This window comes from Arthrobacter sp. 2762 (assembly GCF_040548745.1).
Lineage (GTDB): Bacteria > Actinomycetota > Actinomycetes > Actinomycetales > Micrococcaceae > Arthrobacter.
Window position 1 is genome coordinate 71,398 of record NZ_JBEPSI010000006.1, and the last position, 25,306, is coordinate 96,703.

Genomic DNA, 25,306 nt, shown 5'->3' on the forward strand with positions numbered 1-25,306 from the left:
ACGCCATGACTCCCGAGCAACTCATGTCACTGCGGGTGACCTTCCGCTCGCCCCGCCGCCTGCTGACGGAATCCCTGGCTGGACTGGTGGTTGCACTGGCGCTCATTCCGGAGGCCATCGCGTTCTCGATCATCGCGGGCGTTGATCCCAGGGTCGGGTTGTTCGCTTCCTTCACCATGGGCGTGGTGACGGCCTTTGTTGGTGGTCGTCCAGCCATGATCTCTGCAGCGACAGGGGCCGTGGCGTTGGTCATCGCTCCCGTGATGAAGGAGCACGGACTCGACTACCTGATCGCCACGATCATCCTGGCGGGTCTCTTCCAGATCATCCTGGCTGTACTCGGTGTCACGCGGCTCATGCGGTTCATTCCGCGGTCGGTGATGATCGGTTTCGTGAACGCACTGGCAATTTTGGTGTTCATCTCGCAGATGCCGGAACTCTTCAATGTCCCGTGGATGGTCTATCCAATTGTTGCCGTGGGACTCGTCATGGTCTTTGGCCTACCTCGCCTGACCACGGCCATTCCTGCGCCTCTCGTGGCAATCGTGGTCATTACTCTGGTTACAGTTCTGGGGCACATCGATGTTCCAACGGTCAGTGACAAAGGCGAGCTCCCCCACAGCCTGCCCGGGTTCTTCCTGCCCAATGTCCCGCTGAACCTGGAGACGTTCCAGATCATCGCGCCCTTCGCGTTGTCCATGGCCCTGGTTGGCCTGCTGGAATCACTCCTGACGGCAAAGCTGGTGGACGACATCACAGACACGCGGTCCAACAAGACACGCGTTTCCTGGGGTCAGGGGGTGGCCAACATCGTTACGGGATTCCTTGGCGGACTGGGTGGGTGTGCCGTGATCGGACAGACCATGATCAACGTCAAGGGATCCGGCGCGCGGAGCCGGCTCTCAACGTTTTTGGCTGGCGTCTTCCTGCTGGTCCTGGTGGTTGTCCTGGGTGATGTTGTGGGGATGATTCCCATGGCGGCCCTTGTTGCCGTGATGATCTTCGTTTCCCTGATTACCTTCGAGTGGCATTCTGTTCGTCTGTCCACCCTGAAGCGACTGCCGAGATCAGAGACCGCCGTCATGCTGATCACTGTTGCCGCTGTTGTGGCGACGCACAACCTGGCGGTGGGTGTCGGCGTCGGCGTTTTGACCGCGATGGTGCTGTTTGCGCGCCGCGTGGCGCACTTCGCTACTGTCGAGCGGACCGAACTGGAGCTCAACGGTGAAACAGTGGCCACCTATACGGTGGACGGCGAACTCTTCTTTGCCTCGTCCAATGATCTGTACACCCAGTTCGACTATGCAAAGGATTCCTCGGAAGGCATAGATCGTGTCGTCATCGATCTCCATAACTCGCACCTTTGGGATGCATCCACTATTGCCGTGCTGGATTCCGTCACCGAAAAGTACCGGAACCACGGGCGCGAGGTGGAGTTCATCGGGCTTAACGAGGCCAGTATCCGGATGCGCGAACGGCTCGCGGGAAAGCTCAACTCCTGACCCAACTAGGTCGCAATTGTGCGCGTTATGAGCTCTCAAAACGCGCACTGCTGCGACCTAGTTGGGAACAAAAGACGGTCATCTGACATATATGCCGTATTGGAAGTAACGAACTCGGTCATGCCCGCGGACCAATGTGAGCATGGATGAATGCTTGAGGCAACGAATTCCCAGACAGACACTTCAGGGTCCGAGGCTCCCGTCAACGCAGCTCTCGCCGCAGAGGCCAAAATCGCGCGGATAGCCGTGACGGTTTTCCCGCTCCTGGTTGTGCTGGCCGGCGTCCTCGGGTTCCTCCTTCCGGAACTGTTCAAGCCGATGGGCGTCGCCGTTCCCTATCTGCTGAGCGTCATCATGTTCTGCATGGGCCTCACGCTGACGCCGCCCGACTTCGCTTCTGTGGCGCGTCGTCCATGGGCTGTGGCACTCGGCATCGTGGCTCACTACGTGATCATGCCCGGGGCAGGCTGGTTGATTGCCGTCCTGCTTCAGCTTCCGCCCGAGCTCGCCGTCGGCCTTATTCTTGTGGGCTGCGCACCGTCCGGTACTGCGTCCAACGTGATGGCGTTCCTCGCCAAGGGTGACGTCGCGTTGTCGGTCGCTGTCGCCTCGGTTTCCACATTGATCGCTCCCATCGTCACGCCGGCACTGACTCTCCTGCTGGCCGGTTCGTTCCTGCACATTGATGCTGGCGCCATGGTGCTGGACATCGTGAAGACCGTGTTGCTTCCGGTCATCGCAGGCCTGCTCGCTCGACTCTTCCTATCCAAGCTGGTCGCAAAGGTGCTTCCGGCACTTCCGTGGGCGTCCGCCGTCGTGATTTCACTGATCGTGGCGATCGTCGTGGCCGGCAGCGCCAGCAAGATCGTTGCAGCCGGCGCCATCGTGTTCCTGGCAGTCGTCCTCCACAATGGCTTTGGGCTGGGCTTGGGCTACCTGGCCGGTAAGCTGGGCCGCCTGGATGATAAGGCCCGCCGCGCCCTGGCCTTCGAGGTGGGCATGCAGAACTCCGGTTTGGCCGCGACCCTTGCCACGGCGCACTTTAGTCCGCTGGCTGCGCTGCCTTCTGCCGTCTTCTCGCTGTGGCATAACATCTCCGGCGCGATCGTCGCGGCATGGCTGGCTCGCCGACCACTGAAGGACTAGCGTCCCGCGGCTCCAGCTAAGACTCCATCAACCAATTGGACGCCTCTTGACGCAATTAGTTGTGAACGTTAACAATTGCGGGAGCCGATAAGTAACCAAGTGGGAAGATCATTCAATGAAGAACTGGGCAGGAAACCTTGAGTATTCGTCCGCAGAAGTCCAGCGGCCCACCTCCGTGGACCAGCTGCGCGGGCTTGTGGCCAACGCGCCGCGGATCAAGGCCCTAGGTTCCCGCCACTCGTTCAACAAGGTCGCAGACACCGATGGCATGCACGTTCTCCTGGATGCATTGCCCCAGGAAATCTCACTTGATGCCGAGAAGGGCACCGTCAAAGTCAGCGGCGGTATCAGCTATGGCGCACTTTGCCGGGCAGTCGAGGAACAGGGTTATGCCATCCACAACCTCGCTTCACTCCCCCACATCTCGGTAGCTGGAGCCATCCAAACCGGGACGCACGGCAGTGGTGTCGGCAATCCCTCCTTGGCTGGCGCGGTTGTAAGCATTGACCTGGTGCGTGCAGATGGCGGGCTGGTGACGCTTGCTCAGGACGACGACGAGTTCCTCGCCAGCGTTGTGGGAGTCGGCGCCCTGGGGATCGTCACAGGACTGGAACTGGCCGTCCGGCCGAGCTATCAGATGCGGCAGCGCGTGCTCACGGGACTGCCGTGGGAGCGGGCGCTGGCTGACTTCGCGAACATCGCGTCGGCCGCGTACAGCGTCAGCTTTTTCACCAATTACACCGGCGGGTCCATCCCGCAGGTCTGGCTCAAGGCACTGGACACCGAAGCTCCGTTGCCGGACCTGTTCGGAGCAACCTCCGCTACTGCCGCCCTCCACCCACTGCCCGGGATGTCGGCGGAGAACTGCACGGGTCAGCTGGACGAGCCCGGCAAATGGCTGGACCGCCTGCCGCACTTCCGCCACGAATTCACGCCGAGCAATGGCGAGGAACTGCAGAGCGAATTCCTCCTGCCCCTGGAGCATGCACCCGCTGCGCTTGAAGCTGTCCGAGAGCTCGCGGACAAGCTGGCACCGCTGTTGTTCATCTCCGAAATCCGTACCGTAGCCGCGGATGAGTTCTGGCTCAGCCCGTTCTACCGGCAACAAAGCGTGGCCCTCCACTTCACATGGAAGCCACTGCAAGCCCAGGTGGAAGCGGCACTCCCGGAACTGGAGGAAGCACTACGCCCATTCGGCGCGAGGCCGCACTGGGGCAAGCTCTTCACGCCAAGCCTGTACGACTTCGCCGCGCTCTACCCACGCTTCGAGGATTTCTGCAGCCTCGCCGTCACCAACGACCCCTCCGGCAAGTTCCGGAACGGCCTCTTGGACAGCATCTTGGGAGCCACAACCTCGTTGCTTGGCCGCTGATCCGTTGTTGCCCCAGCGACGAAATGGCAGGCTAGCGACGTTCCAGCGACCGTCCTGACCAGAACCGAGCACGACGGCGGCCCGGCCCCCTCACGAAGGGCTGGACCGCCGTCGGGGTTAAGCCAGCCGGACTACTGGATGTGCGCCAGCACGGCTCCCGCGGTGACCACACCGCCGGGTGCCGAGAGCACCTCGGAGAGCGTACCCGCACGGTGTGCTGCCACCTGCGTTTCCATCTTCATGGCCTCCACCACCAGCAAGGGGTCCCCTGCCGAGACCTCGGTGCCGGGCTCCACGAGCCACTTCACAACGGTGCCGGCCATGCTGGAAACCAGGGCTGATTCCGCTGGCGAAGCTCCCCCTGAATCGGACGCTCCCACGTAATCGCCCTGCAACCCCGTGACCACCGAGCCTGAGGGAAGTCCCTGCCCTGACCGGGCCCAACCCTCCAGCAGATCAGCCGGGAGTCCCACCGCGAGCCGCTTGCCGTCGATGTCCACGGTGATGGTGCGCCGCACGCCACTTGGGGCAACAACGTTGTATTCGGAATCAACGGGGATCTGGTCTGCGAAGTCTGTCTCGATCCACCGGGTGTGAACGCGCAGCCCGGCTACGGACGTAAAGTCATCGGATTCCACAACCGCGCGGTGGAACGGCAAAACGGTGGGCAGTCCGGTGATCTCCATTTCGGCAAGTGCACGGCGTGCGCGGCGCAGCGCTTGCTGGCGGTCGGCACCAGTAACAATCAATTTGGCCAGGAGCGAATCGAACTGCGGTGCAATAAACGAGCCCGCACGCACGCCTGTATCCAAACGAATGCCGGGACCCGTGGGCGCTTGGAACGATGCCACTGTGCCCGGGGAAGGCAGGAATCCGCGGCCAACGTCCTCGGCGTTGATGCGGAACTCAAAGGAATGGCCGCGGGCTGTGGGATCCTCGGTAATGCTCAAGGGCAGGCCGGCTGCAATGCGGAACTGCTCCTGAACGAGGTCAATCCCAGCCGTTTCCTCGGTTATCGGGTGCTCCACCTGCAGGCGCGTGTTTACCTCGAGGAAGGCCACGGCCCCATCTGCGGAGACCAGGAATTCAACAGTCCCGGCGCCGTAGTAGCCGGCCTCGCGGACGATTGCTTTGGCGGCGTCATGGATCTGTTGCTGCTGGGACTCGGTGAGGAAAGGCGCGGGTGCCTCTTCCACGAGCTTCTGGTGACGGCGTTGGAGGGAGCAATCGCGCGTACCCACCACAACGACGTTGCCGTGGGTATCCGCGATGACCTGCGCCTCCACGTGCCGAGGCCTGTCAAGGTACTGTTCCACGAAGCATTCCCCGCGCCCGAACGCTGTGATGGCTTCACGCACTGCGGAATCGAAAGCCTCCTCCACTTCGGCGAGGTCGCGGACAACCTTGAGCCCTCGACCACCGCCGCCAAAGGCCGCCTTGATGGCCACTGGCAGTCCGTGTTTCTCGGCAAATGCCCGGGCTTCAGCAGCAGTGGCAACCGGCCCATCGCTGCCGGTCACAAGGGGGGCACCAGCACGGATGGCGATCTCGCGGGCTGTAATCTTGTTGCCCAACTGCCGGATCGATTCCGGTGACGGACCGATCCACTCGAGTCCGGCGTCGAGGACTGCTTGCGCAAAGTCGGCGTTTTCCGAAAGGAAGCCATACCCGGGGTGGACGGCGTCAGCCCCCGACTGTTCGGCAACGGCTAGCAGCTTCGCGACGTTAAGGTATGTGTCAGCGGGGCTGTTTCCGCCCAGGCTATAGGCTTCATCCGCGGCACCCACGTGCATTGCGTCGGCGTCGATGTCCGCATATACGGCCACCGAGGAAATGCCGGCGTCATCGCAGGCTCGGGCGACTCGAACAGCGATTTCTCCGCGGTTCGCAATCAGGACCTTTCGCATCAAATACTCACTTCTCTGGGGTCTTGGTGAAGTCGGGGGAATCGGGGACCATCCGGAACCGGATCCGTCCGCCAATGGGGACCTGCCCGGCAAGGTCAAGGTGTTCGTCGCGAACCACGCCGATCACGGGGTACCCACCGGTGATGGGGTGGTCGGCCAAGAACAGCACGGGAAGTCCGGCGGGCGGGATCTGGAGGGCACCAGCCATAGTCCCCTCGCTGGGAAGTTCACCCTCGCGGGCGCGCTGGAGAGGAGTACCGTCCAGTCGCATGCCCACGCGATTGGATTGTGGTGTGACCAGCCATTCCTGACTTGTCAGGGACTCGATGGCGGACTGGTCGAACCAATCAGCGCGCGGTCCGGGAATCACATCGAGAACAGTGACACCGGTGCCCGGGAATGCCGGTTGCAGCTCCGGGCTTCCAACCGCAGTAGACGCCGTGGCGTCGCCCGCCGGGAGCTCCTGCCCAACCATCAGTGGGGCAGGTCCGATCCCGGACATCGTATCGGCCGAACGACTCCCCAGGACTTCGGGAACCGCTATGCCACCGCGGATTGCAACGTAATTGCGGAACCCGGCCTCGGGCGGTCCGAGCGTAAGTATTTCACCGTCAAGCAAGGCGAATGGAGCAGCCATCGGGACGCTGCGCACTTCGTCCCGGGCTTCGCTGTCAGACTCCTCAAATTCAGCCGACGACGGCGACTGGACAGTCAAGGTGGCAGGCGCCCCTGTCACGGCAATCACCTGGTCGCCGACCGCTTCCACCGTAAGCCCGCCATTGACGGTTTCGATGGCTGCGGCCGAGGAAATGTTGCCGACGAGGCGGTTGGCGCGGCGCAGGGATGCCCGGTCCAAGGCACCGGCCGCCGAGACCCCCAAGGCCCCGTAACCTCTGCGGCCCAGGTCCTCGACGAGGCTTTGAGCGCCGGGGTTGAGTATCCGCAGGCCGGAGTCCGTCTGGTGATCAGCCTCGGGTTCAGCTTGATGCTCCGCACTGGCCGTGACAACCTCCCGAACAGCGCGGTACTGCACCCTGTCACCGGGCCGAACCAGGGCCGGTTGCGGACGGTCGAGATCCCACATACGGGCTCCCGTTCGGCCAATCAACTGCCAACCGCCGGGAGAACGCCGGGGATAGACAGCCGAGTACTGGCCGCCGAGGGCGACGGATCCAGCGGGAACAGCCGTGCGCGGTGAGGAGCGGCGGGGAACCGTGAGGACTTCATTCTCGCCCACCATGTAGCCGAATCCGGGAGCGAAGCCGGCGAAAGCAACAGTCCAGATCTGGCCCGTGTGGGCCGAAATTACGCCCTCCACGCTCAGCCCGGTGAGCTCCGCGACATCGGCAAGATCATCGCCGTCGTACAGGGTATCGATGACCGCAAGCCCAGAGTCAGTAACCTCGGTCGCGGTGAGTTCCAGTTCGAGCAACCGGGCGCCGATGGCCCGGGTTGCCGCTGCGGATTCGCCAACAACCATAACCGTTTCGGCTGCTGCCAGCACGTCAACCTGGCCAGGGAGCGGAGACTTGTAGAGCATGTCCTGCAGGGCCAATACGTCCTGCAGCCCATCCAGCTCCGCAAGGACGGCACGGGTGCCGACGGGTCGCACGGAGCGGACCCTTTTCGCTGTGGTCGATTGCTTCGCGGTGGTCGATTGCTTCGCGGTGGTCGTTTGCATCACGGTCTCCATCATCCGCTTCGCCGCCAATTAGGCGGGCGACTCCTGCAGAAGGCGAACGTCTTCTTCAGGCTTCGGATCCCGGCCCAGGACCATGCCCACGATCGTGACAACGGCTGTCAGGACGAGGTACCCGGCGATCAAATACCAGCCGCCGGATGCCGCGCCGTAGAGAGCTGTGAAAATGATGGGCGCAACGGCTCCACCAATCACGCCGGCCAGCGTGTAAGCCAAGGAGCTGCCGGCATAGCGCAGGCGGGCTGGGAACTGCTCAGTGATGAAGGCGGCCTGCGGGCCATACATGAATGCGTGGAGCGCCAAACCGATCACTGTGCCGATGGTCAGCATAACCACTGACTTGCCCTGGATCATGAGGAAGAACAGGGGAATATAGACGGCTGTAGCGGCTGCTGTAACGCCGTAGACAAGGCGGCGGTTGAAGCGGTCGGTTAGAGCGCCGGCCAACGGAATGAGGAACAGCTGGAACGCGGAACCGATGAGGATGGCTGCCAGGACATTGCCTGTAGTCATGCCAAGTTGCTTGGTGGCGTACACCGCAACAAACACCGTGAACAGCGCGTAGAGAACGTCAGGGCAGACCCGCGAGAGCGCAGCGGAAACCAAGGCCTTGGGTTCGGTGGTGAAGACCTCCTTGATGGGTGCTTTGGGTCGTTCGCCGTGGGCCTGGATCGCCTTGAAGACCGGGGTTTCTTCGAGCTTGAGGCGGATGATCAGGCCAAAGACCACCAGGAGTGCGGAGGCGAGGAAGGCGACGCGCCAGCCCCAGGAGAGGAACGCCTCAGTGCTCAATGAAGCAGCAAGGATGGCGAGGACGCCGTTGGCCATGAGGTTGCCTGCGGGCGGGCCGATCTGCGCAGCGGAGGACCAGAAGCCACGCTTGTTGGGGTCGCCGAATTCGCTGGACAGCAGAACCGCTCCGCCCCATTCGCCACCTACACCGATGCCCTGGGCGAGGCGAAGAAGGACCAGGATAGTGGGCGCCGCCACGCCGATCACTGAGTAGTCGGGCAGCGCACCGATGAGGACGGTCGCGACTCCGATAAGCACGAGCGTGAAGACCAGGACGTACTTGCGGCCAATCTTGTCGCCCAAACGCCCGAAGATGACGCCGCCGATCGGACGGGCCAAGTAGCCCACTGCAAAAGCTGAGAAGGAGAGCAATAGTGCAACGAATTCATCGTTGCCGGGAAAGAAGATCTTGGGAAAGACGAGGGCCGAAGCTACGGAGTAGATAGCGAAGTCATAATATTCAAGCGACGTGCCGGTGAGGCTGGCTACGTAAGCCTTCAGGGCGCCGGCCGGTGGCTTCCTTGTCACGGCCTTGGCTGCGTTGGTGCTGGTCATGGTTTCCTCCGGGGGGATGAGGGGGTTGTGCTCAAGCTTGGGGATTTAGAGGAACGAGCCGATGCTGACGCCGGCGTCGTCGAGAGCGGACTTCACCGCAGTAGCCATCGCGACGGCTCCCGGTGAGTCACCATGCACGCAGATGCTCTCCGCGCGGATCTTCAGGATGGAACCATCGATGGTCCTGACGGACTGTTCGGTGGCCATCCGCAAAACGTGTTCCGCCACTTCAGCGGGATCGTGAAGGACGGCGCCTGCTTGGGTGCGTGAGACGAGGGTTCCGTCCCGGTTGTAGGCGCGGTCCGCGAAAGCTTCGGAAACACCACGAAGTCCGGCTGCGTCTGCAAGACGGAGGACTTCGGAACCGGGGAGACCGAGGATCGGGAGGGCGGGGTCAACGGATTTCACGGCGTCGACGACGGCCTTTGCCTGCGCGGTGTGCTTGACGATCGCGTTGTAGAGACCGCCGTGGGGCTTCACGTACTGGACGCTCGCACCCGTCGTGGCAGCCAGCGCCTGCAGGGCGCCGATCTGGTAAACGACGTCGTCGGCCAGCTCCATGGGATCAACATCCAGGAAGCGACGGCCGAATCCTGCAAGATCCCGGTAGCCGACGTGGGCGCCAATCACGACGCCGGCCTCAGCCGCCTTCTTGCAGGTGCTGCGAATAACGCTGGGGTCGCCAGCGTGGAATCCGCACGCAACGTTGGCACTGGAAACGGATTCGAACATGGCTGCGTCGTCGCCCAACGTCCAACGTCCGAAGGACTCTCCGACGTCGCTGTTCAGGTCGATGATTGCCATGGTGTGATTCCTGCCTCGTGATGTGCGTTACATCAAGGATGCACCAGATTACCGGATTGTTCAACAATCCAGCGATCCTAATTTTTGGCAATCGTGTAATTTTGGTGTCATGGCCAGTGCAGATCAGGAATCCAGCGAAAGAACTGGCATCGACGGCGCCGGCGCCCGTATGCGCCTTCGGGTGCCTTCGGTTGCCGAGAGGGTCGCCGAGGAACTGCGCTACCAACTGGCCGAGGGCTTCCTTGTGCCAGGTGCCAAGCTCACGGAAGCAACCATCGCCGAGGACCTGGGCGTTTCCCGCAACACTGTCCGTGAAGCCTTCGCGGAACTAGCCAGCGAACGGCTCCTGGTCCGTCACCCCAACCGCGGAGTGTACGTCGCCACCCTGGAAGCAGGGGATATTCACGATGTCTATACGGTCCGCCGCGCCATTGAGGTCAGTTCCATCCGTGCCGGCGGTTCCCCCGAGCGCATTGCCGCCGTCAGGGCCGCCGTCGAGGAGGGAAAGCGCGCAGCAGTCGCCAATGACAACGAGGGCTTGGGCAGCGCCAACCAGCATTTCCACGGGGCGATCGTTGCCCTGGCCGAAAGCGGGAGACTGAACACGATCATGGCCCAAGTGCTCGCTGAGATGCGTCTTTACTTCCACAAGGCCACCATGAACGCGCACTTCTACAGCGACTGGCTCAAGGAAAACGAGCAGATTTGCTCAGCGCTCGAATCCGGCGACCTGGAGCGCGCCGGGGACCTTCTGCTCGCCTACCTCAACAGGTCAGAGCAGCAGCAGGCCACCATCCACGGTGAATAACTAGCGCTTGCCCTTCTTGCGCGAACCCTTGCCGCGGCCCTTGTCCGGATTCGGGGCGTAGCGCTGCGCGACGGCAGGCTTCTTGGCCCCGCCCCCGCGACGATCCGGCTTGGGCGCCTTCTTCGGCTTCTCCTGCTGGGCGGACGGCTGGCGTGAACTCTGCGCAGTCCGGCCGCGCACGATCCCGATGAACTCCTCGATCACCGGACTATCCGTACCAGCAAGCCAAGCGAGGCCGATCTGCGTTCCAGGAGCGCCAGTCAATAGCCGCATGACGGTCTGCTTGTTGTTCAGGTGCCGGGCAACTGACATGGGCAGGATGGCCAATCCGGCTCCGGAAGCCACCACCTGCAAGGCCATATGGGGCCCGCCCATTTCCTCCACATCCAGGAAGTTCTCCTCGGACAGGTCCTCCAGCGCTACTTCTTCAAACACGGAGATCTCGTGCCCCTTGGGAGCGACCACCACTGGCTGCTCTTCATAGAGGGGAATGACGTTCAGGCCTTCCCGGTCCACGGGCAGCCGAACAAAGCTAAGGTCAGCGGAACCGTCGCGCAGAACCGAAAGCTGCGCACCGTCGTCGGACATGAACGCATGCAATGGGACGTCCGGCATCCGCTCTTCCCACCGCCGGATCCATTTCCCAGGCGTCACACCGGCCACATAAGCGAAGCGAAGCTCGGTGGGGGGCTCGGTTATTTGGGCGGATTCTTCAGCGGCTGGCACACACTCACAGTACCGGCCAGATACCCTTGAAGCATGACGTCCTCGAACTCCCAGTCCATGAAACCGGCAACCGTTGCCAAGAAACTCGGCATCTACCTGCCCGCGACACCCCAGGAGTTCCAGGATTCGTCCATCTCCCGCGAAGAATTCGCCGAACTCCAGGCCAACCCGCCGGAGTGGCTCGCCGAGCTCCGCCGCAACGGCCCGCACCCGCGCCCGGTGGTGGCACAGAAGCTGAACGTCTCCATCAGCGGCCTCGCCCGCGGCGGCGTCGAAGAAGCACTCACGACGGCGGAAATCACCGAGCTGCTGCAGGCTCCGCCGCAGTGGTTGGTTGTGGAGCGCGCCACCCACGCTGCCGTCCGCGCCGAGGCGCAGCGGGTCAAGGACGAAGCTGCGAAGAAGGCAGCCACCAAGGAAGCCAAAGACAACGCAGCGGCCAAGCGCGATGCCCCGAAGACGTCAAAGCGCGATCACGCATAGTTTCAGCTGACTGTGGCCGGGACCCTTTGGTCCCGGCCAGAGCTGTTTAACTAGTCCTGGTGGAGTTGGACGAAGTTCCCGCACCCGTCGTCGAAGACCGCGCTGATCCCGGAGAAATCCTCACTGGGTTCGCCCTGGAACGTCACGCCGGCAGCCAGCAGACGCTCATATTCAGCCTGGACGTCAGGCACGCCAAAGGTGATCGCTGCCAACCCGGCCTCATGGAGGGCGTTCATGTAGTTAGCGCCAATCGGGTTGTCGCTGGGCTCCAGCAGGAGTCCCACCGAAGTGTTGTCCGCGCCGGGATCCTTAATGATGAAGAGGTTGTACTCGGGCATGGCCATCAAAGTCTCGAAGCCCAGCGTTTCCGTATAGAAAGCGTGGGCCGTAGCCGGGTCCTTGACGTGGATGCTGCACATTTTCAGTCTCATGGTGCATAGGCTACGCCCGGGGAGCGGTGAATTGTCCGTACGGAGGTGTTGCCCGGAAACACTCTGGCGCATACTGAAATCACAGCAGCGCGTACTCGCCTGGAGGTGTCCAATGCCCGCCATGATGCTCCTGTGGGGCGTAGCCCTGGTGCTCGCAACAGCGGCAACCACGTTCGTCCTCCACAGAAAACTCACGCATGGGCGCGGCCCGGAACCGGACACGATCTTCTGGGATCTCTTCGCGGGCTTGGTGGTGATTCTTCCGGCCATCCTGGTTCCCGCAGTGGAATGGCCACCGGCAGGACTGATCATGGTCTTCGTCGCGATGACCACGGCAGCAGCAACGCTGGCAACCAGCCGCAGGGTGGAGCGTCTCCACTCAGCTGAGCCCCGACGTCGTCCTGGTTTTGCTGAAGCTGCCGCCCGCCACGCGAGCGTCCTCCAGCAGTGGCAGCGCTACGAACTCGATCCCGGGCAAGCAATAAACTTCCCAGCCATGACGGACGTCAGAACGGCCGAGACAGCTGCACTTGCCCGCGCTATGCGGGAGGCTGAGCGCTGCCGGGTGACACCCGGGACTGACTACCAGGCCGCCGTCGAGCGTCTGGCACAAGCACTCATCGAAGCGGAGCGAGCCGCAGGCGTGCCGGGAGCCGGACAAGCCGCGCCGAGGTGACACTTAACACCGATCTCAGGCGGGAAAAGGGTATTAAGTGCCATCCCGGCGCCACCCCCTAGCCGACCGGCAGCGCGCTCAACTTGTTGGCCTCGACGATGCGGGCTGCGGTTGCCTGGCCCATCCGGACCGCGCCGTCCACGTGCTGGTAGCCCTCGGCGGCGAGATCGGACGAGGACCAGTAGATCGGTCCCACGTTCGCGTGCTGGTCCTTGCCGTAGCGGTGCAGGCCGCCGAGATCGTAGCTGGAAGCGTATGCGCCGCGGGTCCATTCCTCGGAGCCCCAGTCTGATTCGTAGTAGACCTCGGGGGTGAGGGCCTTGTCGCCGAGGAAGCCGGCGATGGACTGGAGGACGGCCTTTTTGCGGTCTTCGGCGCTGAGCTCGAATACGGCGTCGGCCTTTTCATCCGAAATAAAGCCCACCAAGGTGCCCCGGGAATCGCCGTGGTTGGTGTTGTCGTAGACCTCCTGGACCAGGGCGCCGGCGCTGAAACCGGTGCCGGAGAGGCCTTCTTCGCGCCAGAACGGCGTGCTGTACACAGCATGCACCTTGATGACCAGGCCCAGTGACTGGTGCTGGTGCATCTGGTGCTGACGGCGCGGCAGCGGCGGGTTGAAGGAAACGCGCGAGTACAGGTTGGGCGGCACGGCCATGATGACATACCGCGCGTTCACCGTGGCTTGCTCAGACTCAACCGTCACGCGGTCCACGTCCCAGTTGATGGTGCGAACCGGGCTGTTTAGGACGACGTCGGAACCCAGCTCGGCTGCCTGGAGCAGCGAAACCTGCTGCATGCCACCAATCACGCGCTTGTCCAGGATGAAGTCTTCGTCCGTCAGGTGTGTGAAGGACCCTGCAGAAGCGGCCATGAGAACAGCCTGCAGCGCAGAGAATGCGTGGGCGGGCTTAGTGAGCATGCCGCCGGCGATGAAGAGCCCGATGTTATTGCAGGCTTCCTCGTCGTTGGAGTTCTGGCGGAGCCAGTGGTGGAAGGAGATGGTGTCGAGTTCGCGGGCCTTGTGGTGCGCCCAGGGCTCGGTGGGTCCGATCTCCGCGGCGAGCCCGTCCAGGATGGCAACGAGCTTGTCCATCTCGGCCTTGGTGTGCTCGTTTACGGGGAATGTGTCACCCGTGTACTGGACGCGTTTGCCGTCGGCACCGATGTAAACGGACTCGCCGTCGCGGTAGCGCGAGTACATTTTCAGTCCCAGCTCGTCCAGCAGGTCCATGAGGGCCGTCTGGTCCGGGGAAACCCACTGGCCGCCGATTTCCAGCATGGCGCCGTCGATCGTGTCGGTCCAGGTGCGGCCGCCCACGCGGTCGCGTGCTTCAAGCACTGCAACGCTGAGTCCGGCCTTCTTCAATTCGCGTGCCGCCGTCAACCCTGACGGTCCGGCACCGACGATCACAACGTCGCGATCAAGATTCTGCATGATGTCCTCTCCGTGGCCGTCCGTGGTGGCTGACCAATAAATGAATGCCATTCATTTATATTCGATAATAGCGGCCAAGTCCGTGACTGGGAAGACCCGATGGAATAATGCTGGAGATACAGGCAGCAGAAAGGCTTCCGATGCCCGCACCCACACCCGCTCCAGAACCCGAGCCGGGCGTTGCCCCCGCTTCTGCCAGCAAGGCTCGGCGGCGCGCCGGACGCCCCATTGCGCGCATCCTGGACCAGAACGGCATCACGACGGCGGCCCTGGAGTTAATCAGCAGCAAGGGCTACGACGGACTCACCATGGCAGCCCTGGCACGCTCGCTGGGCGTGGCGCCATCCGCCCTCTACAACCACGTAGCATCCAAGGACGACGTGCTCTTGCTTGTGGAGGACCACTTGGCCGCGATGGTTGATGTGTCCGCTTTTGGTGTGGAGCCGTGGGATGTGGCCGTGCGCCGCTGGGCGTGGTCCTACCGGGATGTCTTCTCGGAGCACACGCCACTCATCCCCGTCATTGCCGTGCTGCCGGTGGCGAACGCCCCGAAGACCCTGGCCATGTACGAGGCAGTGACCGCCGGATTCCGCGACGCCGGCTTCCCGGAAGCGAAGATCATTTCGGCGATTGTTGCTTTGGAGGCCTTCGTCTTTGGGGCCGCTTACGACGTCACCGCGCCGGATGATATCTTCGACGCCGGCTCGCTCGCCGACCAGGTGCCCAACTTCACCGCCGCCGTCGACAGACTTGCCCTGGAGCAGCATCCGCGGCCAACGGACGTTGCTTTTAACCTGGGGCTCGAGGCTCTGATCAGCGGGTTCGGGGCGCTGCGGCGGTAGATTCCAGCCAGCCATTCCTTGTAGTACAAGTTAATAACTTGTATCCTAAGTTTCAGGCAAAGATGCCCATCCCTTAGGAGAACCATGAGTCCCGTAGATCTCATTCGACACATCAAGCTGTCAAAGGCCCGTTTGCCCCTCACCGTGCCCATCAGCGACGCCAAGGTCTTCACGGGCCGTCAGAAGCCGATGACCGAAGTCGTGTTCCTCTTCGCCGAGATCACCACGGAGCAGGGCCACAGCGGCATCGGATTCAGCTATTCAAAACGCGCTGGTGGTCCGGCCCAGTACGCCCACGCCAAGGAGGTCGCGGAGGGCATCATCGGCGAGGACCCCAACGACATCGGCAGGATCTACACCAAGCTTCTCTGGGCCGGAGCTTCAGTGGGCCGCTCGGGCGTTGCAACCCAGGCCCTGGCAGCAATAGACATCGCACTTTACGATCTCAAAGCCAAGCGCGCCGGACTCCCCCTGGCCAAACTGCTGGGCTCCTATCGCGACTCCGTGCAGACCTACAACACCTCCGGCGGCTTCCTCAACGCCACGCTGGAAGAGGTCAAGGCACGCGCAACGCAGTCCATCGAAGAAGGCATTGGCGGCATCAAGATCAAGGTGGGCCTGCCGGATTCCAAGGAAGACCTCCGTCGCGTGGCCGGCGTCCGCGAACACATCGGCTGGGACGTACCTCTCATGGTGGACGCCAACCAACAGTGGGACCGTGCGACTGCCCTGCGCATGGGCCGCCAACTTGAGGAATTCAACCTCATCTGGATCGAAGAGCCCCTGGACGCCTACGATTTTGAGGGTCACGCCCACCTTGCCCATGTGTTGGACACGCCCATCGCCACAGGCGAGATGCTGGCCTCCGTTGCGGAACACAAGGGCCTAATCAACGCCAACAGTTGCGACATCATCCAGCCCGATGCACCACGCGTCGGCGGCATCACCCAGTTCCTGCGCCTCGCAGCCCTTGCCGACGAACGTGGCCTTGGCCTGGCTCCGCACTTCGCCATGGAGATCCACCTCCACCTGGCTGCCGCCTATCCGCGCGAGCCGTGGGTGGAGCACTTCGATTGGCTGGATCCACTGTTCGAGGAACGCCTCGAGACCAAGAACGGCCGCATGATCGTTCCGGACCGCCCCGGACTCGGCGTGACGCTGAGCGGGCAGGCCCGTGCCTGGACCACCGAATCCGTGGAATTCGGCGCGTAATCTTGAACCCATGAGCCGAAACCTGACTGCGGATCTCGCCGCCGACCTTCGCAACCGCATCGTCGACGGCGTCATCCAGCCAGGTGAGAAACTCCCCAGCGAAAATACCCTCATCAGCGAATACGGCGTCAGCCGGACAGTGGTCCGCTCGGCCCTGACCCGCCTCCAGGCGGAGGGACTTGTCGAAACCGAACGTGGGCGGGGCAGCTTCGCGCTGACCCCGCCATCGGACGGCCCTCTTCAAGCGCCGGGCACAAGACCGGTTGTGAGCATGGAAGACCGGCTGCAGATGCTCGACTTCAGGATCGGCGTGGAGACGGAAGCTGCAGCGTTGGCTGCGCTGAACCACACGGAGCACCAATTGAAGGCAGTCCACGGTGCCCTGGAGCAATTCACGGCAAGTTCCGGCCACCCGGCCCATTCCATGAAGGCTGACTTCGAATTCCACCGGGCCGTTGCTGCAGCTTCAGGCAATCCCTTTTATACGGACTGCATCAGTGCGCTGGGCCAAACGATGATCACCATGCCCCGCACACGCCTACTGGCCAGCGACGAGGAGGACTCCCGGGAACGCTTCGAGCAAGTGGTCCACGAGCACTCCTCTATATATGCAGCCATCGCCGATGCCGACCCAGCCGCTGCCTCGGCGGCCATGCGCCTGCACCTGAGCAATTCGCGACGCCGGTTCAAGGGCTCGCCGCGCGGCTGACAGTTTCCATGGTCCGGCCAGGCATTCCGGGCAAAGCAAAAGAGCCCCGATCCTAAGACCGGGGCTCTTTACAATTGCGTGCGCGAGGGGGGATTTGAACCCCCACACCCTTTCGGATACTGGCACCTGAAGCCAGCGCGTCTGCCGTTCCGCCACTCGCGCGCAACTTCTTTTTCAGGACGTTCCACCGGTCTCCCGGCTTCGTTTCCTTCAAAAGCAGCGAGATCAAGCATAACGGACATTCCAGACAAAACACCAATCGAGTCCCTGCCGGGTGTGGACAACGCGGCCGCGAGGCCCCCAAGGCGTACAACTTCTGGTTAACGGCACGGAATTTTCACCCCCTCGCTCCCCCGTCAGAACGGGCCGGAATCGAACTTTTCCGCGTCGTAAGGCGTTGTGGATTAAGGCCATTCCCAGACACTCCCAGTAGTATCGGGAAGTGGAAGGGCCGTTCGGCGCTCACTTTGCTGTGTGCATGGACGGGTCGAAGCACGGAGTATTGAACCAGGCACAGTGGGTGCCGCGGCGAGGAAAGGAGAAGGACCATGGGTTTGCTGGACAAAGTCGAGCGCGGCATTGAAAAGGCTGTCCGCAACGTCTTCTCCACGGGGTCGCGGGCACGTGTTGAGCCGGTGGAAATCGCGAGCAAGCTACGGCGCGAGCTGGACAATAAGTCCATCACCATCGCAGCCGGGCGCACTCTCGCCCCCAATGTGTTCGATGTCCTCCTCAGCGACGAAGATTTCGGACGCGCCCAGGAGTGGGGGACCCCGCTGGCAGAGGAACTGTGCGATGTGGTCATCCAGCACGTTCGCAGCCAGGGCTACACGCTCCAGGGCGCGGTCCGCATTTCGTTCCGTCGAAATGAAGAGGAACGCGCCGGACACTTCGAAATAACTTCCCGGACCGAAAAATCCTCCGACGACGCCGCTGCCGCGCCACAGGCCCCACGGCCAAATGTTCCAGCTGCACCCGCCCGGCAGCCCACCCGGCTCCAGCCTGTCCTGGACATTGCCGGTCAGCGGTATTCCCTCAATGCCCAGTCGGTCGTGCTGGGCCGCTCTTCGGAAGCGGACATCCTGGTGGATGACACCGGAGTTTCCAGGAAGCACCTTGAGGTCCGCACCCAGAACGGCACTACGTGGGCCGTTGACCTTGGTTCCACCAATGGCAGTTACGTCAACGGTCACAAGGTGGACGGCAGCGTGGAGCTCACTGACGGCTCAACCATCACGATGGGACGTACAAAGATCATTTTCCGCCTCCTCCCCCAGACCCTGGGTGGCCACGCGTGAACGACATCAGCGAACTGACCATCACGGCCCTTCGCTTCGGTTTCCTGTTGTTGCTGTGGGTCTTGATCTTCAGCATCGTGTCCACCATGCGCCGCGACTTCCAGATCGGCCGCAAGGCCGTGACCGGGGCCCCCACAGCGCGCGAGGTCCGCAAGCACCCCGAATTGGCCGCCTCCCCGGCGCCCGCCATCCAGCATGCGCGCAATCTGGTGGTGACTGAAGGCCCTCTCAAAGGCACCACCCTTCCCTTGGCGGCAAGCCCTATCCTGTTGGGCCGCGCTCAGGAAGCCACACTGGTCCTGGAAGATGACTACGCTTCCGGCCGGCATGCACGCTTGTTCCCGCAGGGCAGCCGCTGGTTCATTGAGGACCTCGGGTCCACCAACGGCACCTACCTGGCCGATCAACAGCTCACCCGTGCCCTGCCGGTGGAGCTTGGCGTTCCCGTGAGAATCGGCAAGACGGTCATTGAATTGAGGCCGTAGTCCATGGCCTCTCCCGAGACCCCGGAAGGCAAGGAAACGCCTGCGGAGCGCCCACTCATCATGCGCTACGCCGCGCGATCCGACGTCGGACGGATCCGCTCCAAGAATGACGACTCCGCGTATGTGGGCCGCCATCTTGCAGTCGTTGCCGATGGCATGGGCGGTCACGCGGGCGGAGACGTCGCGTCGGCCTCCACGGTGCTGGACATGATCCACCTCGATCATGATGACTACCCCGACGGCGCCGACACGATCCTCGCCGATGAGATCCAGACCGCCAATTCGCTGCTGTCTGAGTTGGTGCATCAGAATCCCAAGCTCTCCGGCATGGGCACCACCGTCACCGCCCTGCTCCTTGAGGGCCGCAAACTGCATTTCGCCCACATCGGCGACTCCCGGGCCTACCGCCTGCGGAACAAAGAGTTCGAGCAAGTCAGCATTGACCACACGTTCGTTCAACGCCTTATTGATGAAGGTCGGCTCCGCCCCGAAGAAGCCGAAACACATCCCCATAAAAACGTTCTGATGCGCGTCCTGGGTGACGTCGACGCCAGCCCTGAGCTGGACTTGGATGCCCTCGACGTCGAGCCGGGCGAACGCTGGTTGCTCTGCTCAGATGGCCTCAACTACGTGGCAGGGCACGTGGTTGAGCGCGTATTCCGGGAAACCAAGGACCTGCGGGAATGCGCGGAAATCCTGGTTAACCTCACGTTGGAAGCCGGCGCCCCGGACAACGTCACCGTGGTCGTGCTGGAGATTGTTGAGGAGACCGACGACGACGTCAACACGGCCGCCGTCGACGTCGTTCCTCCCGCGGCGCTTGCCGCGCTGGACGAGCCGGAATCATCTGCTGCAGATAAGCCGACGGAAGGTCCCTCCGCCACCAAGCCCGCAGACGCCAGTCCGGGCGAGCTTAAGGCAACAGCGCCCAATGATGGCAAGGTTGCCGATGCAGGTTCATCCTTCAGCAATGGCGACCCAACCGCGGAGAAGGCTGAGTCCGCTGACGAAGACGGAACCTCCAAAGAGCCGCCAACCACTACTGACCCCCACCTGGGTGAGCACCTTTCCGCTGAGGTCCTCCGCGAAGAGCTCGCCAGCCGTCCCCATGAGCTTGTGGGTGCCGCAGCTACAGCCGCCGAAACGGGATCAATCCCGACGGTAGCGGGCCGCACTGTTGCCCGACGCGCGGCTACGGTCCTGACGCACAAAGCCGAGCAGGACCGCTTGGAAGTCGAAGAACCGGCACGACGCCGCATTCGCTGGCTCATGCCCGCTGTTGCTGCTGTTGTTGTGCTCGGCGTCGTGGTGGGCCTATGGCTTGGCTACGCTTGGACGCAGACCCGCTATTACGTGGGCGAGTACGATTCCCGGGTAGCAATCTTCAACGGCATTTCGCAGCGGCTCGGACCCATCCAGTTGTCCCGGCTTGAGGCTGTTACTGACCTCCGTGTTGAGTCCCTTCCCGAGTACGGTCAACAGAGTGTTCGGCAGACCGTTCCCGCCGGGGACCTTGATGATGCCCAGCGTATTGTCGAGAACCTGAAGAACTACGGCAGTACGTCGGGAACCTGCCCCAGCACCACTCCTTCCCCCACTCCGTCAGCGACAACAAGTGTTCCAATTCCAAGTACAGCGGCCATTGCCAGCCCCACGCCTTCGCCCGTACCGACTCCCTGTGAGGCGGCAAAATGATCCAGACTGAGACCGCACCCAAGCCGCGGCGCAATGTTGAGCTGGTGCTCATCCTGCTTGCGCTTGCCGTTGGCATCGGCGCCAGTGCTCTGGTGAGCATCAATTCCGAAAGTGGATTGGACAGCGACTTCTGGTTCCAATCGAGCCTGCTGGCAGTCGCTGCCTTTGCCTTCCACGTTGTCCTCAGGCTGCGTGCCAAGTATGCCGACCCGGTAATACTTCCGATCGTTGTTGCCTTGAACGGGCTCGGCCTCGCTTTGATCCACCGCATGGACGGCCCCGGGGACGATACAGGTAATAATCAGCTGCGTTGGACGCTTATTGCCATGGCGGTATCCATCGCTGTGATTTGGTTCCTCAAGGACCACCGCGTCTTGCGCCGATTTACCTACATTTCCTTGGCAGCGAGTGCATTCCTTCTGATTTTGCCGCTCGTTCCCGGCATCTCTGCCGGTGAAGTACTGGGTGCGAGCGTGTGGATCAAGATCGGCCCGATGACGTTCCAGCCCGGGGAAATTGCCAAGATCACACTGGCAATATTCTTCGCCGGATATCTTTCCTCCAACCGTGATCTCATCCTGCTGGCAGGACGGAAAATCGGTCCCATGCAGTTCCCCCGGTTCAAGGACCTGGGTCCCATGATCACCGCCTGGTTGGTCAGCATTGGCGTCCTCGTATTCCAGCGCGACCTCGGATCGTCAGTCCTGTTCTTCGGCCTCTTCATTGTGATGATCTACGTCGCCACAAGCCGCATCTCATGGGTGGTGATCGGCCTGGCCCTGATCCTTGGCGGCGGCTTCATCGCTTCCAAGATCTTCTCGCACGTTGCCTTCAGGATCGACAGCTGGATCAACGCCTTCACTCCCGAAGTCTTTGGCAGGTCACCCGGTGGCAGTGGACAGATCGTCCAGGGCTTGTTCGGCATGGCTGACGGCGGTCTGGTGGGCACGGGCCTTGGCCAGGGCCGGCCGGACCTGGTGCCCTTCGCCAACAGCGACATGATCGTGGCACTGATCGGCGAAGAACTCGGCCTCATTGGTCTGTTCGCCGTGGTGATGCTCTACTTGTTGCTTTTTACCCGTGGTTTCCGTGCCGCACTGGGCACCCGGGATGCGTTCGGTAAGTTGCTGGCTTGCGGGCTCTCCTTCGCAATCGCGCTCCAGTGCTTTGTGGTCATCGGAGGCGTCACCAGGCTTATCCCGCTGACGGGCCTCACCACGCCGTTCCTGGCCGCCGGTGGATCCTCGCTTCTGGCCAACTGGATAATCGTCGGCCTCCTGCTCATGATCTCCAACACGGCCCGCGGGCCCATAGATACCACTCCGATGGTCAACAAACCTCCTGCAAGCAGCACCAACCCGGCCGCCCGCAAGTCGGCCTCCGTACCCACACCGGGCGCACCCACGGAAGCGGTGAAGCACCCATGAACCAGGCAATTAGAAGTTCGTGGATGGCTGCCGTCGCCATGTTCGCGTTGATTTTCGGCGCCATCAGCTACGTCCAGGTCATTGGCGCTGACGACCTCAACGCCAATCCATGGAATCAGCGGGCAATCCTGGCAACGTTCTGCAACGACCGCGGGGCGATCATTGTCGCCGGTAAGCCGATTGCAGAGTCCGTTCCGGGAAACGAGTCCTGCGCGTTCCAACGCAAGTACACGCAGCCCGAACTTTATGCGGGCATCACCGGATACTTCTCCAGGGGATTTGGTTCTACGGGGCTCGAGCAGTCGCTCAGTGATCAGTTGGCCGGAAACTCTGACCAGCTGTTCCTGGACCGCGTCAGCCAGATGTTCCTGGGCAATGAGCCCAAGGGTGCCTCCGTGGAACTGACGCTGGATCCCGCCATCCAGCAACTTGCCTACGGCCTCATCCCCGAGGGTCAGCGTGGCTCGATCGTGGTGACCAACCCGAAAACCGGCGCCATCCTGGCCATGGTTTCCAAGCCGTCCTACGACCCCAACCTGATCGCTACCCATGACACCGCTGCCGCAGCGGCCAATTACGCCGAGCTGAACAAGATTCCCGGCATCAACTTGAATCAGAACGTCAGCGGGCCCACAGGTAACTTGTTGTCCCCAGGCTCGGTGTTCAAGCTCGTCGATACTGCAGCGGCGCTGAATTCCGGCAAGTACAACAAGGACAGCGAACTGCCGAACCCCAGCAGCCTGCCCCTGCCTGGATCCAGTGCCAGTCTGCCCAACTACGCCGGCGGCAACTGCAACGTCCGTGAAACGGCAACGTTCTCCTTCGCCCTGGAACAGTCATGTAACACTCCCTTTGCGAGCATCGCGCTGGACCTTGGCCAAGACGCCATCCGGGAGCAGGCAGAGAAGTTCGGTTTCGGTGACACCTTCGGCGAGCAGCTCAAGCTCCAGCAGGCCGTCAGCGTCTTCCCGAAGGATCTGGACCAAGCGCAGCTGGCCCAGTCCTCAGTGGGTCAGCGCGACGTCAAGGCAACCCCGCTGCAGATCAACCTGATGACTGCGGCAATTGCCAACGGTGGTGTGCAAATGAAGCCCAACCTGGTCAAGACGGTTCGCGCTCCCGACCTCCGGGTGATCAGCGAATTCAAGCCCGAGGCACTCCGTACAAGCACCACCCAACCCATCGCGAACCAGATCACCCAGTGGATGAGCAGCGCGGTCTCCAACGGCATCGCCAGCGGCGCCGCGGTCCCGGGAGTCCAGGTAGCCGGGAAAACCGGTACCGCCGAGCTCGGCGATTCAGGTTTGAACAACTCTTGGTTCACCGGGTTCGCCCCGGCGAACGATCCGCAAGTGGCCGTCACCATCGTCATGGAAGGTGTGGATGTGCTCACAGGCGCCAAGCTAACCAGTCCGAACGCAAAGAAGATTTTTGAGGCGGTGTTGAATAAGTGAGACCTACTTCGGGAATCACACTCGGCGGCAGGTTCCAGCTGACCAGTCGCATTGCGATTGGCGGCATGGGCGAGGTCTGGAAGGCCAAGGACCAGATCCTGGGCAGGATCGTTGCCATCAAGGTGCTCAAGGAGGAATACACCGGGGACCCCGGCTTCCTCCAGCGTTTCCGCGCTGAAGCCCGCCACACGGCACTCCTCAACCACGTGGGTATTGCCAACGTCTTCGATTACGGCGAAGAAGCCGGCTCTGCGTACCTGGTCATGGAACTGGTGCCCGGCCATCCGTTGAGCGGCATCCTCGAGCGCGAGCAGGTCCTGTCGCCTGACATGACCCTTTCGATCATCTCCCAGACGGCGCGCGCCCTGGCCGTGGCACATGCCCAGGGCCTGGTCCACCGCGACATCAAGCCGGGCAACCTCCTGATCACGCCTGACAACCGCGTCAAGGTCACCGACTTCGGTATCGCCCGCCTGGCTGACCAGGTGCCGCTGACCCAGACCGGCCAGGTCATGGGCACCGCCCAGTACCTTGCTCCCGAGCAGGCAACAGGACAAACTGCCACTGGCTCGTCTGACATCTACTCGCTGGGCGTCATCGGTTACGAATGCCTCACCGGCCACCGTCCGTTCTCCGGTGAATCGCAGATCGCCATTGCCCTTGCACAGGTCAACGACGCTCCGCCACCGCTTCCGGAGACGCTGCCTACTCCGGTGCGTGCCCTCCTGATGTCCATGCTCGCCAAGGATCCCAAGAACCGTCCAGCCAACGCCATCAAGCTGGCTGAGGCCGCCGAGGCTATCCGCAACGGCGATATCACCACTGCCCACGCTGCGGTGCCGGGAATGCTTCTCTTCGAAGCCGCTACTGGACCCATCACGGCACCTGTCAATACCGCTACGGCCCCCACCGGCGTCGTTACCTCGCCGTTTGGCAAGGAGCACACCGCGACGTCGACTTCCGCACTTCCGGTGATCGGCGCCACCGCCGCTATTGGAGGCGCAGCCGGGGCTGCCCTTGGAGCTGCCGGCGCTTCCGCCGACAACCCTTTGTCGCGGGCGAATGCACTTGAGGCAGAGCGGCAGCTGAACGACGAAGAAGAAGTTATCTACAGCGATGACGACAACTACGACGACGTCGAGCCGGAGCGTAAGAAGCGCAGCCCCTGGACCTGGCCACTCGTTGCCCTGATCCTGCTGGTGCTCTTCGCACTGGTTGGTTTCCTGATTTCACAGTCGGGCTTCTTCTCCCCGAATCCCGGTCCCAACGAGTCCACATCTGCAAGCCCAAGCCGGAGCGCAAGTCCAACGTCGCAATCGGCCACCCCGACGCAGACGTCCCAGGCCCCCTCACCCACGCCGACGCAGTCCACTCCCCAGAAAATCAACCTGATCCCTGAGGAGTATCTTGGACAACCCTTTGAGACTGTCCGCAGCCAGCTTGTTGGATTGGGCCTGCAGGTAAACGGGCAGGAAGTATTCAACACTGCCGCGGTGGGTACGGTAACTGACCTTAACCCCACCGGTCCTGTTGATCCAGGGGAAGTTATCACTGTCCAGTACTCCAAGGGTCCCGAAATGGTGTCCGTGCCCAGCATCGGTGTCGGCCTCAGCGAGGACGAGGTCCGCGGACTGATCGAAGCAGCGAACCTGCGGTGGGTCCCGGGCGATCCCGTGAATGGTGCCGTTGGCCAGAAACCAGGGACCTTCGTACGGTCCGAGCCAGCCCCTGGAACAAAGGTTGCCGCTGGTTCGGTAGTCACATACCACCTGTCCAAGTCGCTTGTACCGAGCAATCCGACGTCCCCGAGTGCCAGCCCCAGCGGCTCCGGCAGCCCGAGCAATTAAG

22 protein-coding genes and 1 tRNA gene are annotated in these 25,306 nt (G+C 62.4%); 15 read left to right on the plus strand and 8 right to left on the minus strand.

What is annotated here, in order from left to right; translation table 11 throughout:
* Window positions 1-5 precede the first annotated feature (5 nt).
* From ABIE18_RS12635 to ABIE18_RS12645, 3 genes are all read left to right on the plus strand, one after another.
* Window positions 6-1,502, plus strand: a complete 1,497-nt coding sequence (locus ABIE18_RS12635; protein WP_499723147.1) for a SulP family inorganic anion transporter — start codon at window positions 6-8, stop codon at window positions 1,500-1,502.
* Window positions 1,503-1,652: 150 nt separating this feature from the next.
* Window positions 1,653-2,648, plus strand: a complete 996-nt coding sequence (locus ABIE18_RS12640; RefSeq protein ID WP_499723148.1) for a bile acid:sodium symporter family protein — start codon at window positions 1,653-1,655, stop codon at window positions 2,646-2,648.
* A gap of 115 nt (window positions 2,649-2,763) precedes the next feature.
* Window positions 2,764-4,020, plus strand: a complete 1,257-nt coding sequence (locus ABIE18_RS12645) for a D-arabinono-1,4-lactone oxidase (RefSeq protein ID WP_499723149.1) — start codon at window positions 2,764-2,766, stop codon at window positions 4,018-4,020.
* Window positions 4,021-4,151: 131 nt separating this feature from the next.
* Here the strand turns inward: ABIE18_RS12645 and ABIE18_RS12650 are convergent, their stop codons facing one another.
* The 4 genes from ABIE18_RS12650 to ABIE18_RS12665 are packed head-to-tail and all read right to left on the minus strand — an operon-like array spanning window position 4,152 to window position 9,777.
* On the minus strand, window positions 4,152-5,927 hold the full coding sequence (locus ABIE18_RS12650; protein ID WP_499723150.1) for an acetyl/propionyl/methylcrotonyl-CoA carboxylase subunit alpha: 1,776 nt from the start codon (window positions 5,925-5,927) through the stop codon (window positions 4,152-4,154).
* Window positions 5,928-5,934: 7 nt separating this feature from the next.
* Entirely contained in the window at window positions 5,935-7,608 is a 1,674-nt protein-coding gene (locus ABIE18_RS12655; RefSeq protein ID WP_499723151.1) for a 5-oxoprolinase subunit B/C family protein, read from the minus strand.
* A gap of 30 nt (window positions 7,609-7,638) precedes the next feature.
* Window positions 7,639-8,973, minus strand: a complete 1,335-nt coding sequence (locus ABIE18_RS12660) for an MFS transporter (RefSeq protein ID WP_477514246.1) — start codon at window positions 8,971-8,973, stop codon at window positions 7,639-7,641.
* A 45-nt stretch (window positions 8,974-9,018) separates the two neighbouring features.
* Window positions 9,019-9,777 carry a LamB/YcsF family protein gene (locus ABIE18_RS12665; RefSeq protein ID WP_499723152.1) on the minus strand — a complete coding sequence of 253 codons (759 nt, stop codon included), beginning with the start codon at window positions 9,775-9,777 and terminating at the stop codon, window positions 9,019-9,021.
* A 109-nt stretch (window positions 9,778-9,886) separates the two neighbouring features.
* Here ABIE18_RS12665 and ABIE18_RS12670 point away from each other — a divergent pair, with 109 nt between their 5' ends.
* Window positions 9,887-10,585, plus strand: coding sequence for a GntR family transcriptional regulator (locus ABIE18_RS12670; RefSeq protein ID WP_499723153.1), 699 nt, complete (start codon window positions 9,887-9,889; stop codon window positions 10,583-10,585).
* Here the strand turns inward: ABIE18_RS12670 and ABIE18_RS12675 are convergent, their stop codons facing one another.
* Entirely contained in the window at window positions 10,586-11,311 is a 726-nt protein-coding gene (locus ABIE18_RS12675; protein WP_431117381.1) for a LysR family transcriptional regulator substrate-binding protein, read from the minus strand.
* 33 nt (window positions 11,312-11,344) lie between these two features.
* Here ABIE18_RS12675 and ABIE18_RS12680 point away from each other — a divergent pair, with 33 nt between their 5' ends.
* Entirely contained in the window at window positions 11,345-11,794 is a 450-nt protein-coding gene (locus ABIE18_RS12680; RefSeq protein ID WP_223935217.1) for a DUF5997 family protein, read from the plus strand.
* Window positions 11,795-11,844: 50 nt separating this feature from the next.
* Here ABIE18_RS12680 and ABIE18_RS12685 read toward each other — a convergent pair whose 3' ends face one another.
* Window positions 11,845-12,225 (minus strand): VOC family protein, encoded by a 381-nt coding sequence (locus ABIE18_RS12685; protein ID WP_477514242.1) that lies wholly within the window; start codon window positions 12,223-12,225, stop codon window positions 11,845-11,847.
* A 112-nt stretch (window positions 12,226-12,337) separates the two neighbouring features.
* Here ABIE18_RS12685 and ABIE18_RS12690 point away from each other — a divergent pair, with 112 nt between their 5' ends.
* Entirely contained in the window at window positions 12,338-12,901 is a 564-nt protein-coding gene (locus tag ABIE18_RS12690; protein ID WP_499723154.1) for a hypothetical protein, read from the plus strand.
* 58 nt (window positions 12,902-12,959) lie between these two features.
* Here the strand turns inward: ABIE18_RS12690 and ABIE18_RS12695 are convergent, their stop codons facing one another.
* A complete protein-coding gene (locus ABIE18_RS12695) occupies window positions 12,960-14,387 on the minus strand; it encodes a flavin monoamine oxidase family protein (RefSeq protein ID WP_499723155.1) in 1,428 nt (475 codons plus the stop codon).
* 56 nt (window positions 14,388-14,443) lie between these two features.
* Between ABIE18_RS12695 and ABIE18_RS12700 the strand changes: the two genes are divergently transcribed.
* From ABIE18_RS12700 to ABIE18_RS12710, 3 genes are all read left to right on the plus strand, one after another.
* Entirely contained in the window at window positions 14,444-15,178 is a 735-nt protein-coding gene (locus ABIE18_RS12700) for a TetR/AcrR family transcriptional regulator (RefSeq protein WP_499723156.1), read from the plus strand.
* 84 nt (window positions 15,179-15,262) lie between these two features.
* Window positions 15,263-16,390 (plus strand): L-talarate/galactarate dehydratase, encoded by a 1,128-nt coding sequence (locus ABIE18_RS12705; RefSeq protein WP_499723157.1) that lies wholly within the window; start codon window positions 15,263-15,265, stop codon window positions 16,388-16,390.
* Window positions 16,391-16,400: 10 nt separating this feature from the next.
* Complete coding sequence (locus tag ABIE18_RS12710; protein WP_499723158.1) at window positions 16,401-17,099, plus strand: FadR/GntR family transcriptional regulator; 699 nt, start codon at window positions 16,401-16,403, stop codon at window positions 17,097-17,099.
* Between the two features lie 79 nt (window positions 17,100-17,178).
* Here ABIE18_RS12710 and ABIE18_RS12715 read toward each other — a convergent pair.
* Window positions 17,179-17,261: transfer RNA gene (locus tag ABIE18_RS12715), tRNA-Leu, on the minus strand.
* A 386-nt stretch (window positions 17,262-17,647) separates the two neighbouring features.
* Between ABIE18_RS12715 and ABIE18_RS12720 the strand changes: the two genes are divergently transcribed.
* Genes ABIE18_RS12720 through ABIE18_RS12745 form a run of 6 tightly spaced genes read left to right on the plus strand, consistent with a single transcriptional unit; the run spans window position 17,648 to window position 25,305 of the window.
* Window positions 17,648-18,397 (plus strand): FHA domain-containing protein, encoded by a 750-nt coding sequence (locus tag ABIE18_RS12720; RefSeq protein WP_216924342.1) that lies wholly within the window; start codon window positions 17,648-17,650, stop codon window positions 18,395-18,397.
* Window positions 18,398-18,402: 5 nt separating this feature from the next.
* Window positions 18,403-18,882 carry an FHA domain-containing protein FhaB/FipA gene (locus ABIE18_RS12725; RefSeq protein ID WP_416418304.1) on the plus strand — a complete coding sequence of 160 codons (480 nt, stop codon included), beginning with the start codon at window positions 18,403-18,405 and terminating at the stop codon, window positions 18,880-18,882.
* 3 nt (window positions 18,883-18,885) lie between these two features.
* The gene (locus ABIE18_RS12730) at window positions 18,886-20,577 is read left to right on the plus strand and encodes a PP2C family protein-serine/threonine phosphatase (RefSeq protein WP_499723159.1); all 1,692 of its coding nucleotides are present in this window, start codon (window positions 18,886-18,888) and stop codon (window positions 20,575-20,577) included.
* Window positions 20,574-22,004, plus strand: a complete 1,431-nt coding sequence (locus tag ABIE18_RS12735; protein ID WP_499723160.1) for an FtsW/RodA/SpoVE family cell cycle protein — start codon at window positions 20,574-20,576, stop codon at window positions 22,002-22,004. The genes ABIE18_RS12730 and ABIE18_RS12735 overlap by 4 nt, the downstream gene beginning before the upstream one ends.
* On the plus strand, window positions 22,001-23,458 hold the full coding sequence (locus ABIE18_RS12740; RefSeq protein WP_477514234.1) for a penicillin-binding transpeptidase domain-containing protein: 1,458 nt from the start codon (window positions 22,001-22,003) through the stop codon (window positions 23,456-23,458). The genes ABIE18_RS12735 and ABIE18_RS12740 overlap by 4 nt, the downstream gene beginning before the upstream one ends.
* Window positions 23,455-25,305: a protein kinase domain-containing protein gene (locus tag ABIE18_RS12745; RefSeq protein ID WP_499723161.1), complete on the plus strand. Its 1,851-nt coding sequence runs from the start codon at window positions 23,455-23,457 to the stop codon at window positions 25,303-25,305. Before ABIE18_RS12740 ends, ABIE18_RS12745 begins: the two co-directional genes overlap by 4 nt.
* The last annotated feature ends 1 nt before the right edge of the window (window position 25,306 follow it).

Excerpts from the sequence above, each read along its gene's own strand:
- ABIE18_RS12635 (WP_499723147.1), top strand. The coding sequence starts at position 6 with ATGACTCCCGAGCAACTCATGTCACTGCGGGTGACCTTCCGCTCGCCC.
- ABIE18_RS12640 (WP_499723148.1), top strand. The coding sequence starts at position 1,653 with ATGCTTGAGGCAACGAATTCCCAGACAGACACTTCAGGGTCCGAGGCT.
- ABIE18_RS12645 (WP_499723149.1), top strand. The coding sequence starts at position 2,764 with ATGAAGAACTGGGCAGGAAACCTTGAGTATTCGTCCGCAGAAGTCCAG.
- ABIE18_RS12650 (WP_499723150.1), bottom strand. The coding sequence starts at position 5,927 with ATGCGAAAGGTCCTGATTGCGAACCGCGGAGAAATCGCTGTTCGAGTC.
- ABIE18_RS12655 (WP_499723151.1), bottom strand. The coding sequence starts at position 7,608 with ATGCAAACGACCACCGCGAAGCAATCGACCACCGCGAAGCAATCGACC.
- ABIE18_RS12660 (WP_477514246.1), bottom strand. The coding sequence starts at position 8,973 with ATGACCAGCACCAACGCAGCCAAGGCCGTGACAAGGAAGCCACCGGCC.
- ABIE18_RS12665 (WP_499723152.1), bottom strand. The coding sequence starts at position 9,777 with ATGGCAATCATCGACCTGAACAGCGACGTCGGAGAGTCCTTCGGACGT.
- ABIE18_RS12670 (WP_499723153.1), top strand. The coding sequence starts at position 9,887 with ATGGCCAGTGCAGATCAGGAATCCAGCGAAAGAACTGGCATCGACGGC.
- ABIE18_RS12680 (WP_223935217.1), top strand. The coding sequence starts at position 11,345 with ATGACGTCCTCGAACTCCCAGTCCATGAAACCGGCAACCGTTGCCAAG.
- ABIE18_RS12685 (WP_477514242.1), bottom strand. The coding sequence starts at position 12,225 with ATGAGACTGAAAATGTGCAGCATCCACGTCAAGGACCCGGCTACGGCC.
- ABIE18_RS12690 (WP_499723154.1), top strand. The coding sequence starts at position 12,338 with ATGCCCGCCATGATGCTCCTGTGGGGCGTAGCCCTGGTGCTCGCAACA.
- ABIE18_RS12695 (WP_499723155.1), bottom strand. The coding sequence starts at position 14,387 with ATGGCATTCATTTATTGGTCAGCCACCACGGACGGCCACGGAGAGGAC.
- ABIE18_RS12700 (WP_499723156.1), top strand. The coding sequence starts at position 14,444 with ATGCTGGAGATACAGGCAGCAGAAAGGCTTCCGATGCCCGCACCCACA.
- ABIE18_RS12705 (WP_499723157.1), top strand. The coding sequence starts at position 15,263 with ATGAGTCCCGTAGATCTCATTCGACACATCAAGCTGTCAAAGGCCCGT.
- ABIE18_RS12710 (WP_499723158.1), top strand. The coding sequence starts at position 16,401 with ATGAGCCGAAACCTGACTGCGGATCTCGCCGCCGACCTTCGCAACCGC.
- ABIE18_RS12720 (WP_216924342.1), top strand. The coding sequence starts at position 17,648 with ATGGGTTTGCTGGACAAAGTCGAGCGCGGCATTGAAAAGGCTGTCCGC.
- ABIE18_RS12730 (WP_499723159.1), top strand. The coding sequence starts at position 18,886 with ATGGCCTCTCCCGAGACCCCGGAAGGCAAGGAAACGCCTGCGGAGCGC.
- ABIE18_RS12735 (WP_499723160.1), top strand. The coding sequence starts at position 20,574 with ATGATCCAGACTGAGACCGCACCCAAGCCGCGGCGCAATGTTGAGCTG.
- ABIE18_RS12740 (WP_477514234.1), top strand. The coding sequence starts at position 22,001 with ATGAACCAGGCAATTAGAAGTTCGTGGATGGCTGCCGTCGCCATGTTC.